This is a genomic window from Pseudoalteromonas sp. Bsw20308, from assembly GCF_000310105.2.
GTDB classification, from domain to species: Bacteria; Pseudomonadota; Gammaproteobacteria; order Enterobacterales; family Alteromonadaceae; genus Pseudoalteromonas; species Pseudoalteromonas fuliginea.
The window spans coordinates 178,309-195,403 of the sequence record NZ_CP013138.1 but is presented as its reverse complement, the minus strand read 5'-3'; the positions used below and the strand labels follow the sequence as shown (position 1 = coordinate 195,403).

Sequence of the window (17,095 nt, the reverse complement as noted above, 5' to 3'; positions counted from 1 at the left end):
AGTTTAGTTAAATTTGCGCGCATGATACGCAGATATGGTTATTTTTCAAGTCTATATGGTTTGCGGTAAGTTTAAGCGGTCATATGTCTGCTTTTTGTGCAAAAATAACGTAACTTATTTATGTGATAAATGATGCCACAGTGTTTTAAATAGCGTATTAGCATCAATTGGCTTGGTTATATAGTTATCCATTCCACAAGCAACTGCTTTTTTAACATCATCATCATGCGCGTTGGCAGACAAACCAATAATAGGTAAATCAATCAGCCCTAAATCATTACGGATAACTTTGGTTGCCTGTAAACCATCCATATTTGGCATTTGAATATCCATCAGCACAATGTCATAACTATTGGTAGTCAACATTTTTATTGCTTCAAACCCATCACTCGCAATATCAGCTACACACCCCTTGGTCTTTAATATTGCACTAGCAACATGTTGATTTAAAGAATTGTCCTCAACTAAAAGCAGCTTATAATCAGTAAACGATAAGCTCTCAACATCTATCTCATTATATTGTTGCTGTACCTGCTCTGCTTTTGGTAGGGGGGAATTCAACGGCACACTAAATGTAAAAGTAGAGCCTTTACCCTCGTGGCTAGCTAAATCAATAGCCCCTCCCATCAACTCAACCAGTTTTTTGCAAATACTCAAACCTAGTCCTGTGCCACCATATTGTCGAGAAGTAGAACTATCGGCTTGAGAAAAAGGTTTAAACAACTGTTTTTGAGCTGCTTCACTAATACCAATACCCGTATCGTTAACACTAAAATAAGTCATCTTTTTTGATTGCCATACTTTAAGTGTTATGCAGCCTTGCGCTGTAAATTTAACTGCATTATTAAGTAAATTTAAAAGTATTTGTTTTAAACGAATAGGATCGGTATGAATAGTTAAGTTTGTTGTTTTATCGTAATCGAGATGCAATTCCAGTGACTTAACATCTACTTCAAATTGCATTAAATTCGTCACTTCATCCACTAAGCGACCCACATTAATGGGTTCTTGTACTAAATCAAGTTTGCCAGCTTCCATCTTAGAGAAATCGAGTACATCGTTTAATACCCTCAGTAACACACCAAGCGCACCATCCGCTTGCTCTATATAAGTTCGAGCCTGTGGCCAATCATTTTGCTGCAGCGCTAAATAATGCAGTCCTTTTATACCATTAATAGGTGTGCGCACCTCATGACTCATATTAGCTAAAAACTGGCTTTTAATATGGCTTGCTTCATCAGCTTTTTGCTTTTCTTGACGTAAAACACGAGTTTGTTTTGCCACTTGCTCACGAATTTGTATATTTGTACCAGTAACCGAAATCAAAAAAGTTATTAATAACCACACAAATAGCATACCTACTATTTGTGCAAGCCAATACATTAACCATGATGTTCTAACTACAGGCTCATGTAATTGCACTTGCCAGATCCGCTTGCCAATAAGTAATTGGTATTCTTTTAATAGTTCAAAAGAATGAGTATCGGCTGTGTAAATACTCTGTTTTTGATTGGGTAAAGTCACATCTAAAAAGCTAGCTGCAACGAGGTTATTTTGATCAAATAATAACGATTGCGATAATTTTTTAAGGCTTACTACTGCAACAACAAACCCTTTAAAGTCATCTTCAGTAGTGGAGTTTCCAAAAACAGGGTGCAAAAATAACACACCTTTTTCTTGCGTATTTTGTACTAAATCGATTGGCTCACTTAGCACTAGCTCATTTAAAATCTTTGCTTTGTGTAATGCTGCCGCCCTCCCTTTATTTGAGGCTAAGTCAAAACCAATAACACTTACATTACCAATCAATGGGTATGCATAAAGTACAGGGTAATAAAAGTCACGTGAACTTACTGGCTCCCATACCCCTTCTGACCATCTTTCTTTTACATAGTAATCATCAATGTATTGAGTATTTTCTGAGCGTTCAAAATCGGCTAATTGCTCTGCTGAAATGTAAGGTACCCATTCAAATGCAACAATTTCTTGACTATAACTAAGCTGTTTAGAAGTGAATAGCTTAAATTCATCAAAAGTCACCTCATCACTACTTGCAAAAAATGTTGCTAGCAAGCTTAGATGGGCTGACACTTCATCAATTCGTTGGCTTATAGCATCTTGAACAGACAATATTTTAAGCTCTTGTTTTTGTATTTCTTTTTCTTTTTTAAAATTAGACGCAGTATAAAATCCTGCACTAATAATGATATATATCATTAGAGAAGGAATAATAACCTGCAGCCTATTTTGAACTTGTTGATAGTTAAACCCAGCAAGCACCAGCGGAGTAAAAATTAATACTCCAACGCTATCACCTATCCACCATGCGATAAAATTATCAATAGCGCCATGTGCTGGTATTACGTGATTACTAACTAATAAAAACGTACCGACTCCTGCAGCCAGAACACAACACACTGGACCAGCTATAAATAAGCTTTGTATACAATGCTTTAAAGAAGAGAGATCAAGGGGGGCTTTTATAACTTTTGTAATAAATTGAGCGCCTATCCATGCTTGCAACACAGACGCTGTAGTAACTAACAAGGCTTGAATGGCAATTTGCCAATTGAAGATATCAGATGCGCTATCGAGGTTAACTATATTTGTTAATAACGCACCAATAATGATGCCAGGTAAAGCTCTACGATTCCACAGTAAAAGTCCAGCCAATGCAATGCCCGAAGGAGGCCATGAAGCAACGGCATAACCATCAATAGAAAGAAGAAGATTACTAGCAAATCCAGTTAAAAAGTAAGCACTGGCTAGGCTGAAAGTTAATACGAATAAATTTTTCAATACTCAGCTCCTATACCTGTACTTACATTTAGTTTAGTTTAGTTTAGTTTAGTTTAGTTTAGTTTAGTTTAGTTTTTCATATTTAAGCTCATTGATACAAAACCAGTGCTTTCTCAGTTTGTGCACTTTTACTATAGCTTAGCGCAGCTTGTTCCGCGTACTGTTTTTTATTTTCAGAGTTCAACGCTTTATCAAATACCCTTGCGGCTAAATCATAGTCACCTTGTGCATTGGCAAGGCAAGCAAGTGCTAGTAATAAAGCATTATTACTTTCATCTTTTTTAAGGCGCTCTTGAATGCAGGTCTGCAACTTGATTGCATCAGCATTGGCTGCGCCATTTAAGATATGGGCAAGTTGATTGTGCTGTTCGTTGTGTTTAACCATTTTTATCAAGTCGCCCTCAATTACAGCTAGCTGACCTATCGCTGCCATTTTCGCTAAATAAGCAGTATGCGCATAAGCTTGTAGCTTTTTAGGAAGCTGTTTATATTTATGTGTAATTTCTTCAATTGGCAGAGCTGAAAAGTAAGCATTAAAAACACATGTCCACTGCTCGCTTGAAAACACCTTTTTGCGCAACAATCTTGGTAAAATGTCTTCTAAAGCACTAAAGTGCTGCTGTTGCACCAACACTTCGGTATACAGCTTTAACTCAAGCGCAGTAGCTTTTTTAGATTCGGCGCTTACACGCATCTGCGATTCAATTGCGCTACTATCGCCACTTGCTAGCCAAAGTTTCGCGACTTTTAGTTGATGCTCAGGGCTTATTTCAAATAAACGCTCAAGTGCTTTATCTGTTTGATTATTAGCAAGCGCTGCTTTTGCAAGTAATGCTAAGCGAATATCTTCAAACTTATCTGGCACACTATTACCCGATAAAGCCTGCTCTACATGCTCATAATCATCGTTAATAGCACTCCACAGAGCCTGCTCAATAGCTGCTTGTTTGCGCTCTTGATTACGTGCAAAAAAGCCATGTTTAGTATTATGATAAATCGATAATAAGTAGCGGATTAGCTTATATGTAATAAATACGATCGCAGTAATAACAATCACTGTACCGCAAAAAGCAATCATAGTGCCCTCAACTGTATAGTTATTAAATGAGAAAAGGACATAACCTTTCTCATTTATAACGTAAGGAGCTACACCAATAACAAGTACTAACGCAATAACCAGTATTATTAGCCCTATCATTGCACCCACTCCTTAACCTGCTGTGTACTTTGAAGTGTTACTTTAGGGTTAAAGTTAAGTGATTCTTTTTCAAGACTAGCTATTGATTTTAAAACCCTTTGTGTAGCGTTATCGTCTTTCTTAAAATACTCATCAACTAAGCGTTTTGCTTCACTTAAAGTACTAAAGTAAATGCTAGCTTGTTTACTAAGTAACGCATCTTGTGCCTGAGTAATATAAAGCTTAATACGTTGATTAACGAGGTGACGCTCTTGCTCATCAAGAAATGGAGCAACTACTCCTCCTTCTCGATGGTGAAGTGTTAAAAAGCTGTCTAAGAAGCGACCCCAGCTGTTATTTAAATTCTGCTGCCAATCATTTATGTCTTCACTTAATACATTTTCATCTACTTCGGTAACTTCTTCTGGCAAATTAACTGCATTAAAAACTAAGTCGTCAATACTGCTTAGTACACTGTTTAGCTGTAAATAAATAGCCTCTGTTGCAACAGGTTTAAGGCTATCAAGTGTTTGTATGTCTTGCATAATAGCTTGGCGAACTTCAACTGTTCCTGGATGCTCACTAAGTAATCCATCTAAGCGTTTTAAAACAGCATTAGTGCCTTGGTAATCTTTTTCAGCCCATAGTTTAAACTCAGCCATACGTTGTAAACTGGTTACTTCTTGTGGGTTTAGAGACGAGCCTTGTTGCTGCGCCTTTTGCAAAGCGGCTTTCAATTCTTGCTGATTTTGAGCTGTACTTTCACTGAGGGCTGTGGCAATTTTTTTCTCACTATTAAACAGCGCTTGCTGTAAATTAGATTGCGCCGATTTAAGTGCTTGCAGCTCTTGAACGAGTAACTTATTTTGCTCGCTTAACTCATTAACGGCTAGGTTTTGCGCCTTACCAGCATTTAGTTTTTGATAAAACTCGTATCCAACACCAGAGGCCACAATTAACGAAATCAAAAGCGCAAGTGCTGCAACCTTACTTACCTTTTGTTTATTTTTGTCTGCCGTATTTTTTGTAGCTGCAGGCTCTTGCTTTGTTGATTTAGCTGAGGCTGTGTTAGCTGTTGTTGGTGTGGCTTTTTCTGCCGTAACTGGCTTTGACTGTTCGCTCATGTTGCTACCTTGCTGATTTATGCAGGTAAACATAGCATCATCGCTAGCCCCTGCTGCAATATGTATATTAGCCAAGCTTACTTGTTGCAGCTTTAAATAAGCGGCTATCCGCTCGCTGGCAACATAAAATTGGCACTGTTGTAACCATTGTAGTTGGTGTGCAGCAAGGCTTTTAAATATAGCATCAACTGCAGCATTACTTGTTATGACTATACCGTGTACATTCTGGCTTTTCCAGTGGTCTGTCCAGTTAGGGAGAATACTCTCTGTGGGTTCACGTTTGTACACAACACAATTATTTAAAAAAGCACCGCGCTCTTTGAGCGTTTTAGCTAACTCAGGGCGGCCACCTTGCCCCTTAACTAACACTATATTGCTGCCATCAACCTCTGCGAGTGATTTAAGCGCAAGCAACCCTTCTGAATCATACTGTTTTGGTAATGCTGCGCGTACACCAAATTGCTCATATATAATGTCGGCTGTTTGTTGCCCAACCGCATAAAATTGAGCTTTAGTATTTATATCGGGTTTTAATTGCGAAAGTGCACTAACTGCATCTTGCGATATAAATATTATTTTATCTGCATTTAACAGCGGACTAAGTTCAGTGCTAGAGGGTGTTAAATGCGTTATTTTTAATACCGGAAACAAAGACGCCTGATAACCCGCCTGCTCAAGTTGCTGAGCAAGGGCTGCGCCTTTTCCTTCGGGCCGAGTTATCAGAATATGTGTCATTTATGCGTCTCTATAAACTTCAGCTAATATTTTATCTGCACCTTGAGCTAGTAATTTTTTAGCAAGCTCAATACCTAATTTTTCTGCGTCATTTACATGACCTGTTACTTCGTCACGTAAAATTTCACTGCCATCCACAGCGCCAACTAAACCACGTAAATGTACTTGCTCGCCATCAACTAATGCATAAGCACCAATAGGAACTTGGCAGCCACCTTCTAAATAGCGGTTCATAGAGCGCTCTGCGTTTACGCGAATACGTGTTTGTGTATGCTCAAGTGGTGCAAGTAATGCTTTTGTTACTTCATCATCAATACGACACTCAATACCTACAGCACCTTGACCATTTGCTGGTAATGACACTTCTGGCTCAATGTAATCAGCAATACGCGACTCCATTTCTAAGCGAATAAGCCCCGCTGCCGCTAAAATAATAGCATCGTATTGGCCGTCATCTAATTTACCTAAACGCGTATTTACATTGCCGCGTAAATCACGAATATCTAAATCAGGGCGAAGCGCTTTAATTTGACACTGACGACGTAAGCTCGAAGTACCAACAATAGCGCCCTGTGGTAACTCGCCTAAATTAGCAAAGTTATTTGATACAAACGCATCACGCGGATCCTCACGCTCACAAATAGTATGTAGTTCCAATCCTTCTGGGAACTCTACTGGCACGTCTTTCATAGAATGCACAGCAATATCAGCGCGACCATCTAACATAGCTTGCTCTAGCTCTTTAACAAATAAGCCTTTACCGCCAATTTTAGCCAATGGCGTATCTAAAATTATATCCCCTTGCGTCGACATAGGGACTAATTCTACGCACACATCTGCATGAAAACGCTCAAGCTCTGCTTTCACAAATTCGGCCTGCCAAAGTGCTAAGGCGCTTTTACGCGTTGCGATACGTACTAATTTTGTTTTTTCTGTCATAAGGGTATCCAATTAATTACTGCGTTTAGCTAGTTTTAGTCTGCTAAAATTCTAAATTCTTTTTGAGCTATCAAGTTACCTTGCCCATCAACGACATCTACACGCCAGTGACCTGTTTGCGTGGCCATAATATTTTTCGTTGAGTATGTTCTGTAGCGAGTAGAGGTTACATTGAGCGAAATTTCAGCCATCGTAGTGCCCTCAAAAGACCACACATGCTTTACCTGCTGACCTTGTAAGCCTTTAAGTTCACTAAAAAATGATAATGACTCCTCAAACTGACTTAAACGAATGTCAGCAGCAAACACATTAGTAGGCTCACGTCGGCTTACTTTTCGAGTAAGTACTGCACGGCTAATTTTACCCGTGTCTATTTGCGCGCCCAATGCCACACTTGCAACTTGCGCGGTAGGCGAAAAACCTTCCGTGCCACTCAATGCGCCATCATCGTTTTCTAGCTCTAAGAGTAAGTCGCTCTGATTGGCTAGCTCAGCTTCATTTTGAGCTTCTGCGATTTCTTCTTGTACTTCATTATCAATATTTGAGTTTAACTCTATATTAATGCTTTCGCTTTGATCAGTAACAATATCGTTGTTAGCTAATAAAACCGTATTATTATTTACAAGTTCGACTTCGCCTAGTGTTTTACTTGAGATGTTTTTTTGATTTTCGTTTTGCGCAGCTGACAACGGTTCGATACTCGTCTGCGTTATCTCCACAGACTCATCAGGGATATTGTTTACCGATAATTCTGGCTCAACATCCGTTACTTCATCGCTTGTCTGGTTCTCTGCGTTATTACTAAAACTTAAAAAGTGCTCTTGCTCATTTGGATGCTCGCCTTGCTCTGCACTGACTGACGTTGTTAAACCATACACAACAGCTGCAGAGGTCATTAATACCAACATAGCAATACTCACAATACGACGCCAATTCCACTCGTAGCTTACCGTTGGTAAGCTCTCTTGTAGTTCGCGTTTAACATTTGCTTTAATAACTATTTTTTGACTCATATTGACCTCAGCGATTCCAAAATTAACTTAAACGAGCAACCAACCATTGGCGAATAGCTTGCAGTTCTTCTGCGCAAACTTGATGAGCCATCGGATATTCTTGCCAGCTTACATCCATGTTATGTGCTGTTAATACTTCAAACGCACTTTTACCTGCGCTATAAGGTACAACATTATCTTGACTACCATGCGCCATAAATACATTTAAATCGGTATGTTTTGCTTCATCAGCAAATTTTTGTGGCACACACATATAAGTAGAAAGCGCCATAACACCGCCAAGCTTTTGCTCAAAGCGCGGCGCTAAATGCAGCGACACAACACCACCTTGAGAAAAACCAGCTAAAATAATTTTATTAGCAGGTATGCCATTTGCTATTTCTGTGTTGATTAATTCTTCTACTTTAGCAGCCGAATCTCTCACACCTTGCTCATCAGCGCGTTTATCTAACTCTATAGATTTAATATCGTACCAAGAGCGCATTTCCATACCACCATTTATGGTGACCGGTTGCACTGGCGCATGCGGAAAAATAAACCGTATACCAAGCTCGCTTGGTAGGTTTAATTGCGGTGCTACTGGTGCAAAACCATCACCAGAGTCGCCTAAGCCATGTAACCAAATAACGGTCGCTTTGTGCTCACCTTGGGCTGGGTATTCTACAAATTCTAAACTCATAGTGTTGATTGCCATTTAACTTCTTGGCCAGCTTGGCGCGTTGACGCTTCATTAATAAATGCCCAAAATTCAGCGCCAGAGCGGTTATCAATCCATAACCCATCACGCATTTCAAAATGATGTCCGTTAAACTTAGTTGCAACCCATACTTGATGAAGAGGTGCTTGCTTATTGATCACTATTTTACTTTTATCAGGAAAAATAATTTCTAAAATACCTTGTGCCGATTCGTAGTCTAAATCAGCTTCGCAATCATCAACCTGCTCTTCAATAGTGAACATAAGAGCTTCGGCTAATTGGTGATATTCGTGTTCAGTCATTGTTATTTCCTTTGCAGGCGAGCCGCCTAATATTGGGTACGTTTTAGCTTTAAAAATGTGCAGCTAGTGTAACAGGAATAAAATCATCCGCGAATAGCTGCATTTTTTAGATATTCTGTTACTCTGCGATTATAAAGCCAGCAACCGTATTAATCTAATGAAAGCGACACATACCTTACAATTAAAAAGACTATTAATAAGCACTGTACTGTTAAGCGCCTTAGCTGGCTGCGGACAAAGCGGTCCGTTATATTTACCAGAGCCACAAACAGAGCAAAACCAACCTCAAAATACAGCTCAGCCAGCCACTACCGCAGAGCAAGCCAAAGCACAGCAAAGTCAGGAGCAATAAATGGATTATTTTAATTACAAAAACAACCAATTATTTGCCGAAGACGTCAGTGTGGCAAGCATAGCGCAGCAATACGGTACGCCATGTTATGTTTACTCGCGTGCTACATTTGAGCGCCATTACTTAGCGTTTGCTAACGCCACTAAAAATCACAAAAGCTTAGTATGTTACGCTGTAAAAGCAAACTCAAATATTGCCGTACTTAATATATTAGCGCGCTTAGGTTCGGGTTTCGATATTGTATCCAAAGGCGAACTTGCGCGTGTAATTAAAGCAGGTGGCGACGCCTCTAAAGTGGTTTTTTCAGGCGTGGCTAAAACGTCTGACGAAATAGCGTATGCATTAAAGCTGGGTATTAAATGTTTTAACGTTGAATCTGCCTCTGAGCTTGAACGTATTTCTGAAGTGGCTTGCGAGCTTAACCTAGAAGCGCCTATTTCTATTCGCGTGAACCCCGATATAGATGCAAAAACACATCCGTATATTTCTACCGGTTTAAAAGAGAATAAATTTGGTATTGATATTCAAACAGCAGTGAGTGTTTATCAACAAGCAGCGGCTTTACCTGGTTTAAAAGTAATTGGTGTCGATTGTCATATTGGCTCTCAATTAACGCAAGTCAGACCTTTTTTAGAAGCCCTTGATAAACTAATGGCGCTTATTGATGAGCTAAAAACTAACGGTATTGAGCTAACTCATTTAGATATTGGTGGCGGTTTAGGCGTACCGTACAACAACGAGCAACCACCGCACCCAAGTGAATATGCAGCGCAAGTTACCGAGCGCTTAGCTAATTACAAACACCTTGAACTAATTTTTGAACCAGGGCGCGCTATTGCAGCTAACGCAGGTATTTTAGTTACTCAAGTTGAATTTATTAAACAAAACCAAGACAAATTTTTTGCCATTGTCGATGCTGGTATGAACGATATGCTTCGCCCTGCGCTTTATCAAGCGTGGCAAAAAATCATTCCGGTATCCGTGCGCGATGACGAAACACCTACTCACAACTTTGATATTGTGGGGCCGGTGTGCGAAACCGGCGACTTTTTAGGAAAAGACCGCGAACTTGCCCTAAAACAAGGCGATTTACTCGCACAAAGAAGTGCGGGGGCATATGGCTTTACCATGAGCTCAAACTACAACTCGCGCCCGCGTGTTGCAGAAATAATGGTAGATGGTCAGCAGTATCATCTTATTCGCGAACGCGAAACTATTGAAAGCCTTTATCAAGGTGAGAAAGTTTTACCATAAACGTTTTTGTCTACTAGCTGCTCTGTGGCATGATTAGCACAGAGCAAAACCGAATTAGAGCGCTATGTTAGTTAATTTTTCCAAAATGCACGGCTTAGGCAACGACTTTGTTGTGATTGATAACATTACACAAAATGTTTTTTTGTCGCGAGATCAAATCAAAAAACTGGCAGATCGCCATTTTGGCATTGGCTTTGACCAATTACTGATGGTTGAAGCGCCGTACTCTCCCGATCTCGACTTTCATTATCGAATTTTTAATGCCGACGGTACCGAAGTAGAGCAATGCGGCAACGGCGCACGCTGTTTTGCCCGTTTTGTACGTATGAAAGGCCTTACTAACAAGCACAAAATTAGTGTATCGACCAAGTCGGGCAACTTAACGCTCTACATAGAAAAAGACGGTCAAGTAACGGTTAACATGGGTCACCCTAACTTTGAGCCAAGTAAAATCCCTTTAAAAGCCAGCAAGCGTGAGCTTACTTATATTATTAGAACGCAAGAGCACACGGTATTTAGTGGCGCGGTATCTATGGGTAATCCGCATTGTGTGCTGGAAGTTGACGATATCACTACCGCCCAAGTTGATATATTGGGTCCATTGCTTGAAAACCATGAACGCTTTCCGCAAAAAGCGAACATTGGCTTTATGCAGGTTGTATCGCAAGAGCACATTAAATTAAGAGTTTGGGAGCGCGGCGTTAACGAAACCCTAGCGTGTGGTACTGGCGCATGTGCCGCAATGGTTATTGGTCATATTCAAAATAAATTATCAACAACCGTTCAAGTCGATTTGCCAGGTGGAAGTTTGCAAGTGCGCTGGAGTGGCGAAGGTCACCCAGTACGTATGACAGGCCCAGCAGAGCATGTATTCGATGGACAAGTCGCGCTATGACCGAGCTAAATAAAGAGCAAGTTATTGATTACTTGCAGCAACACCCTGATTTTTTAATTCAGCATCCAGAACTACTAGTCCAACTTGAACTGCAGCAGCAAACTCAAGGTGCAACATCGCTAGTACATATTCAACAACGCCAGCTACGCGAGCGTAATACGCTTTTAAAAAACCAAATAGAGACCATGAGCCAACACGCTACTCAAAACGAGTTTGTTTATCGCTTATTTAGTCAATGTCATCGCCAGCTTTGGAGTAACTACGACTTCAATACATTAGCAAGTAACTTACAAAATATTATTTGCACAAACCCAACAATAAGCAATTGTAAATTATTAAAGTACAACAAAAATTATGATGAACTGATTGCTCACCGCCTAACTAATTCAAGCCATTATTTAGGCCGCATAGATCAACAAGAAAGCCTGTTGTTATTTAATGAAACAACACAATCAACGGCTATTTACTTAATTGGAGAGGCTGTAAACCCAATCGCCATATTGGCTTTTGGTAGCAATAATGCTAACCATTTTGAGCCCACACAAGATAATTTATTTGCTCTCGATTTTGTACGTTCATTACAACTACGCTTACTTGAACTAGCATGAGTGAAGACGCGCCTAACATTACCCAATTAAGCGACAATTGGCGCACACCCATAATGCTGTTTAGCGACTATTTAAAGTTTGAAAAACAATATTCAGCGCACACAGTTAATCAATACGTAAGCCAGCTTAGCTTTGCAGCTCTTTATTTTAACAAATTATGTGATGACTGGTTTGGCGTGCAAGGCGAGCATATTCGCCGCTACAGCATGGCACTGCGTTCAAAACAATTAAGTGGCCGTACTATTAGCTTAAAGCTCAGCTGCATTCGCAGTTTGTATAAGTTTTTAAAAGCAAAAAACATTGCCGAGCAATCGCATTACCATAATCCGGCAGTGGGTATAAAAGGCCCTAAGTTTGCAAAGCCTTTACCTAAAAACCTCGATGTAGATCAAATGGCACGCTTGCTCGAAATACCCGACGACGAACCTCTCGCTATTAGAGATAAAGCAATGATGGAGTTGATGTATTCATCAGGGCTGCGTATAAGCGAGTTAGTTGGCGCTAACATGCAAGATATTAGCGCTGCCAATGGCGAAATTTTAGTGCGTGGTAAAGGCAATAAAGAGCGGTTAATTCCGGTGGGCAAAAAAGCGTTAGACGCATTAAAAAAATGGCTCACAATACGCCCTCAGTTTGCAAAGCCCGATGAAATAGCAGTATTCTTAAGTAGCCAAAAAAACCGTATTTCGATTCGCCAAGTACGCCTACGCATGCAAGAGTGGGGAATAAAACAAGGCATTAGCTCGCAGGTTCACCCGCATAAGCTACGCCACTCGTTCGCGTCACATATTTTAGAATCATCTGGTGATTTACGCGCCGTGCAAGAGTTACTAGGGCACAGCAGTTTGTCGGCTACACAAGTGTATACGCATTTAGATTTTCAACATTTAGCCAAGGTGTACGACAACACTCACCCTCGTGCAAAAAAACGAACTGATTAGGTAAATAAAAATGATCCGATTTAATCGTGCTATTAAGCCATTTTCTGTCATGAGCTTTGATTTAGACGACACTCTTTACAACAATCACCCCATTATAAAAGCAGCGGTTAAAGCGCAGCAAGATTATTTAAATGCGCTCCCTAGCTACTTAGCCCAAGGCCCAAAATACTGGCAACAATGCCGCAATGAGGCCGTATTACAGTTACCTGAACTTGCTGATAACGTCACTAAATGGCGCCAACATACATTGCGCTTAGCCCTTTCTAAACTAGATTTGAATGAGGAAGAGGTAGAGCATCATGCCGATGCTGCCTACAACGCCTTTGCCGATGCGCGCAGTAAAATAGTGGTAACCGATGACGTACTAAAGCTGCTAGATAACTTAGCCCAGCACTTTACGCTGGTTGCTATAACTAATGGTAATGTTGAAATTGAACGCTTTAACTTACACAATAAATTTTCGCTCGTGTTACAAGCCGGTATGCACGGTAAAGCAAAACCTCACAGCACCTTATTTGATAAAGCTGCCGAGCACTTAAACGTTGCTAAAAGTGAAATTTTACACATTGGCGATAGCCTAGATACCGACGTACAAGGCGCAAATAATGCCGGTTGCCAATCGGTATGGTTAAACGATCAAGACGCCAATTATGCTTATAAAGGGCTAGCTGATATTGAAATAGCCAATATTCATGCCCTAACGCACTTTATTAAATAATACCAATTGCATTAAATAAGAGGTCACAATGAGCCACTATACCAAGCTAATCACCTTGCTATTAATTGGCTCACTTAGCCTTAACGCTTATTTATTATGGCCGCAGCCTGCGTTAACTCAAGTACAAAAAACGCAAGGTGCTGAAAAAAGCATATCGCCTAAACAGCAAAATACGCTATTAAATACGGCAAAGCAGCAGTTTAAAAAACACCAATTTGAAGCCGCACTTAGTAGCTATCAACAACTCAAAAGCAGCAATCCAGAAATCGCAATAAACCTTTATTCATCATGGCTAGTGCAGCTTAAAACATGGCTAAATAGCAATTTATTACTTAGCGAATCATTTCTCAATGCGCTATTAAATAACAACCCTTATAACGTAGAGTTACTTAATTTACAGGTTGAGTATTTAATAAATAGCGAGCAAACACAAAATGCCATTATTGCTTTATTTGAGCTTAATTCATTACTGCCTGCTGATCAGCAAAGTAACGTAAATACACGTTTAAATACGCTCACTCAAAACGAATTACACACATTAACTGAGCAACAAAATTGGCAAGCTATTATTGAGCAAACACAAATTTGGCTCGACTATAAAAGCGATAACGCACAGTTTTTATATCCGCTTGCGTATGCCTACTATCAGCAAGGCGATTTAATTAGCGCACAAGCAACCCTCGATCGAATGCCAAACCAGCACAATCTGAAAAGCCAAGTGCAAACACTGCAAGCTATGATCAATAAAGCACAATCGCAAGACGACTTCGTTGCTTTAACGCCTTACGGCGCGCACTACTTAATAAACACCGAAATAAATAATAATGTATCAACCGAACTAATGATTGATACAGGCGCAAGCGTAACCTCACTACCTACAAGTATAATTGAGCAAATTTCGCCACAACCTTTATATTTAGGCGATGTAACAGTCAACACAGCTAACGGCCAAATTGTTGTAAAGCGTTATCAAATTGAATCGTTTAAAGTGGGCTCGCAAATTATTTATGGTTTTGAAGTGTTGAGCATTGAAAACACTCGTGGGCAAGGTTTGCTAGGAATGAACTTTTTATCGCGATTTAAATTCAATATAAATCAGCAAACAGATGAGCTAGAGTTGAGCGCTAAATAATTAAAAATCCAAAGGTAACACATGACACTAAATAACTATTTAAAAGCACTTGCTGAAAACCCAAAAAGCATTCAATTTACCGATACAATGGCGGTGATAGAAGCAAATTACGACTTTACTGCATGTGGCTTTAATAACCATGGATTACTTAGCGCTGCGAGTGAGAACAACGGCTCGTGTAAAATTTTTGCGTTTGCTAAATTAAACGATTTAAGTAAACAAAATACGTTGGATTGTTTTGGTAAGTTTTACCGAGAAGACGTACTGCAAAACCCTAAAGGGGATGATCACATAAACATTCGCACGTTTATGTTAGCACCAGAGACAACACCTTTTTTAGGTATTACCTTTGAAGGCAAGCCACTAAAAGCAAAATAATCAGCAAAAAATCAAAGTGGCTTTTCCATAAAGTAACGCGTACCTGAGCGTGGATAATTATTAAGTTGATACTTAACACTATAACCGCGCTTTTCGTAAAAAGGTTTTGCTTGAAAATCAAGTGTGTCAAGCTGAGCAGTTGTTGCTCCTAGCTCAATAGCAGCTTGCTCAAGTGCCGTTAGCAATTTATCTGCAAGCCCTTTACCTCGCGCAATATCGCTACACCAAAGCCAGTTAATCATTAGCCAATTACCAAACACACACCCACTAATACCGGCAACAAGCTCGCCTTGCTCATCAGTAAATTTATAACCTAATGGCACTCTTTGCGCATCAAAATGCTGGGCGTTAAATTCAACCATTTGCGCGCGAAGCGCTACGTTTAACGCATCAGTATTATCTGCTGTTAATTGATACATGTGCCGCCCTTAAAGAGCTGATACTAGCAAACTAGCTCAATCAAAACAGATTATTTTTTCCAAATGGGACTTCAAGCATATTACTGGCTGTTTTTTCGGGTTGACCGCACATTTCATCGTAAGCACTTGTATGGCGTAGCATCATTTGTGCATAGGCTATTTTTTCAAAACGCTTTTGAATATGCAGTGGGCTTAGTGCTTTTATAAACTCACCATTTTCCTCTGTCACATAGTATTCGACATTATTTATAATTACAGAGACTTGGTATAATGCCATTTCAAGAGAATGCGCAACCACCTTTTGTAATGGCTCATGTTTTTTTAATTCTGAGAATTTCATACCCATAACAACCACCTTTTTTAAAAGTAACCTCATAGATACGCAGCTTTGCTATAATCGCGATCAAATTTTTATTAGCCGCTGGCGTCACACGTTATGAGCACAAAAATCCGACTCGCTAAATATATTGCCCATGCAGGTATTTGCTCTCGTAAACAAGCATCGCGTTTAATTGATGAAGGTGTGGTGACTGTAAATAATCGCCCAGCGAATCATATTGATCACGTTGATGAGCAAGACACAATAATAGTGAACGAAAAAGAAATTAAAGGCGCGGCCGATTTAGTTTATTTTGCGTATCACAAGCCGGTAGGCATTGACTGCAAATTAAATATTGATGACCCTGCCAGCCTTATTCACCATTTGCCTACACTTACCCGTGTTTACCCTATTGGTCGATTAGATAAAGACTCTCGTGGTTTGCTTATTTTGACCAACGATGGGGATTTTTGTAACCAACTAATACATCCTGATTTCCACCAGCCTAAACATTATTTAGTCACCGTAAATAAGCCTTTAGACGATGCTTTTTGTGACAAAATGGCAGCAGGCGTACCCGTTGATAAACACATAACCCTGCCTTGTGAAGTAAATAAAATAGCCAGTAATCAGTTTAGTATTGTTTTAAAACAAGGGCTAAACAGGCAAATACGTAAAATGGCGCATTACTGCGGATACAAAGTTATTGATTTATATAGATCGCAATTTAGTGACCTCACCCTTTCAAAACTAAACCTACCTGAAAACCAATATATACAAATTAATAAAACCGACATTTCAAAAATCTAATACCAAGTCACTTAACTACATCTCAAAAAGTTAAAAATAAACTTGCAATTATAGATTACAGGTGTAGTCTTTAATTAAAGATTACATTTGTAGGCAATAGCATGATTGAGTTATCAAAAGCAGAGTTTGACGTGCTCGACGCACTTTGGATTAACTACCCCGCCACCGCGAGCCAAATAATTGAGCGCTTAAGCGACGATAAGCAATGGCACGAAAAAACCATTAAAACCCTGCTAGGTCGACTAGTAAAAAAAGGCGCACTTACATTTGAAAAAGAAGGTCGCCAATATATTTATACTCCCTGTATGGAGCGCGCCGACTACACCCTAAAAGAAAGCCAAAACTTTATTGAGCGATTTTTTAGTGGGCGTATTGCGCCACTTGTAAGTGGCTTTGCTAAATCGGAGCAGCTTTCTCAGCAAGATATAAACGAGCTTAAAAAAGTTATAGATGACTGGGAAAAAAACCAAAAGTAAGGGATTA

General features: G+C 39.7%; 19 protein-coding genes. 10 read left to right on the top strand and 9 right to left on the bottom strand.

All coding sequences use genetic code 11. The features are described 5' to 3' along the window. Nucleotides 1-114: 114 nt before the first annotated feature. The 7 genes from D172_RS00795 to cyaY form a co-directional block, all read right to left on the bottom strand. The gene (locus tag D172_RS00795) at nucleotides 115-2,799 is read right to left on the bottom strand and encodes a CHASE domain-containing protein (protein ID WP_007377341.1); all 2,685 of its coding nucleotides are present in this window, start codon (nucleotides 2,797-2,799) and stop codon (nucleotides 115-117) included. Between the two features lie 88 nt (nucleotides 2,800-2,887). After that, nucleotides 2,888-3,997 (bottom strand): heme biosynthesis HemY N-terminal domain-containing protein, encoded by a 1,110-nt coding sequence (locus D172_RS00790; protein ID WP_007377340.1) that lies wholly within the window; start codon nucleotides 3,995-3,997, stop codon nucleotides 2,888-2,890. Beyond that, a complete protein-coding gene (locus D172_RS00785; RefSeq protein ID WP_007377339.1) occupies nucleotides 3,994-5,835 on the bottom strand; it encodes a uroporphyrinogen-III synthase in 1,842 nt (613 codons plus the stop codon). The genes D172_RS00790 and D172_RS00785 overlap by 4 nt, the downstream gene beginning before the upstream one ends. Continuing rightward, a complete protein-coding gene (gene hemC, locus D172_RS00780) occupies nucleotides 5,836-6,774 on the bottom strand; it encodes a hydroxymethylbilane synthase (RefSeq protein WP_007377338.1) in 939 nt (312 codons plus the stop codon). It abuts the gene before it with no gap. A 35-nt stretch (nucleotides 6,775-6,809) separates the two neighbouring features. Beyond that, a complete protein-coding gene (locus D172_RS00775; RefSeq protein WP_007377337.1) occupies nucleotides 6,810-7,787 on the bottom strand; it encodes a DUF2914 domain-containing protein in 978 nt (325 codons plus the stop codon). Nucleotides 7,788-7,809: 22 nt separating this feature from the next. After that, nucleotides 7,810-8,466, bottom strand: a complete 657-nt coding sequence (locus tag D172_RS00770; RefSeq protein WP_007377336.1) for an alpha/beta hydrolase — start codon at nucleotides 8,464-8,466, stop codon at nucleotides 7,810-7,812. After that, a complete protein-coding gene (cyaY, locus tag D172_RS00765; RefSeq protein ID WP_007377335.1) occupies nucleotides 8,463-8,786 on the bottom strand; it encodes an iron donor protein CyaY in 324 nt (107 codons plus the stop codon). Before cyaY ends, D172_RS00770 begins: the two co-directional genes overlap by 4 nt. Before the next feature lie 157 nt (nucleotides 8,787-8,943). On the opposite strand from cyaY, the gene lptM reads away from it, so the two are divergent. The 8 genes from lptM to D172_RS00725 all read left to right on the top strand — a co-directional run bounded on the left by lptM (nucleotide 8,944) and on the right by D172_RS00725 (nucleotide 15,064). Then, a complete protein-coding gene (gene lptM / locus D172_RS00760; protein WP_007377334.1) occupies nucleotides 8,944-9,138 on the top strand; it encodes an LPS translocon maturation chaperone LptM in 195 nt (64 codons plus the stop codon). Further along, nucleotides 9,139-10,392 carry a diaminopimelate decarboxylase gene (lysA, locus tag D172_RS00755; protein WP_007377333.1) on the top strand — a complete coding sequence of 418 codons (1,254 nt, stop codon included), beginning with the start codon at nucleotides 9,139-9,141 and terminating at the stop codon, nucleotides 10,390-10,392. 64 nt (nucleotides 10,393-10,456) lie between these two features. Then, a complete protein-coding gene (gene dapF / locus D172_RS00750; RefSeq protein ID WP_007377332.1) occupies nucleotides 10,457-11,287 on the top strand; it encodes a diaminopimelate epimerase in 831 nt (276 codons plus the stop codon). Continuing rightward, the gene (locus tag D172_RS00745) at nucleotides 11,284-11,895 is read left to right on the top strand and encodes a DUF484 family protein (RefSeq protein WP_007377331.1); all 612 of its coding nucleotides are present in this window, start codon (nucleotides 11,284-11,286) and stop codon (nucleotides 11,893-11,895) included. The genes dapF and D172_RS00745 overlap by 4 nt, the downstream gene beginning before the upstream one ends. Next, nucleotides 11,892-12,836, top strand: coding sequence for a tyrosine recombinase XerC (locus tag D172_RS00740; protein WP_007377330.1), 945 nt, complete (start codon nucleotides 11,892-11,894; stop codon nucleotides 12,834-12,836). The genes D172_RS00745 and D172_RS00740 overlap by 4 nt, the downstream gene beginning before the upstream one ends. 10 nt (nucleotides 12,837-12,846) lie before the next feature. Next, nucleotides 12,847-13,554: an HAD-IA family hydrolase gene (locus tag D172_RS00735; RefSeq protein WP_007377329.1), complete on the top strand. Its 708-nt coding sequence runs from the start codon at nucleotides 12,847-12,849 to the stop codon at nucleotides 13,552-13,554. 28 nt (nucleotides 13,555-13,582) lie between these two features. Beyond that, nucleotides 13,583-14,686, top strand: a complete 1,104-nt coding sequence (locus D172_RS00730) for a retroviral-like aspartic protease family protein (protein WP_007377328.1) — start codon at nucleotides 13,583-13,585, stop codon at nucleotides 14,684-14,686. A 21-nt stretch (nucleotides 14,687-14,707) separates the two neighbouring features. Continuing rightward, nucleotides 14,708-15,064, top strand: coding sequence for a HopJ type III effector protein (locus tag D172_RS00725; protein WP_007377327.1), 357 nt, complete (start codon nucleotides 14,708-14,710; stop codon nucleotides 15,062-15,064). A gap of 11 nt (nucleotides 15,065-15,075) precedes the next feature. On the opposite strand, the gene D172_RS00720 is transcribed toward D172_RS00725, so the two are convergent. Then, nucleotides 15,076-15,483: a GNAT family N-acetyltransferase gene (locus D172_RS00720; RefSeq protein WP_007377326.1), complete on the bottom strand. Its 408-nt coding sequence runs from the start codon at nucleotides 15,481-15,483 to the stop codon at nucleotides 15,076-15,078. 40 nt (nucleotides 15,484-15,523) lie between these two features. After that, on the bottom strand, nucleotides 15,524-15,829 hold the full coding sequence (locus D172_RS00715; RefSeq protein ID WP_007377325.1) for a DUF6482 family protein: 306 nt from the start codon (nucleotides 15,827-15,829) through the stop codon (nucleotides 15,524-15,526). Nucleotides 15,830-15,919: 90 nt separating this feature from the next. On the opposite strand from D172_RS00715, the gene D172_RS00710 reads away from it, so the two are divergent. Then, nucleotides 15,920-16,612: a pseudouridine synthase gene (locus D172_RS00710; RefSeq protein ID WP_007377324.1), complete on the top strand. Its 693-nt coding sequence runs from the start codon at nucleotides 15,920-15,922 to the stop codon at nucleotides 16,610-16,612. 101 nt (nucleotides 16,613-16,713) lie between these two features. Continuing rightward, nucleotides 16,714-17,088, top strand: coding sequence for a BlaI/MecI/CopY family transcriptional regulator (locus D172_RS00705; protein ID WP_007377323.1), 375 nt, complete (start codon nucleotides 16,714-16,716; stop codon nucleotides 17,086-17,088). The last annotated feature ends 7 nt before the right edge of the window (nucleotides 17,089-17,095 follow it).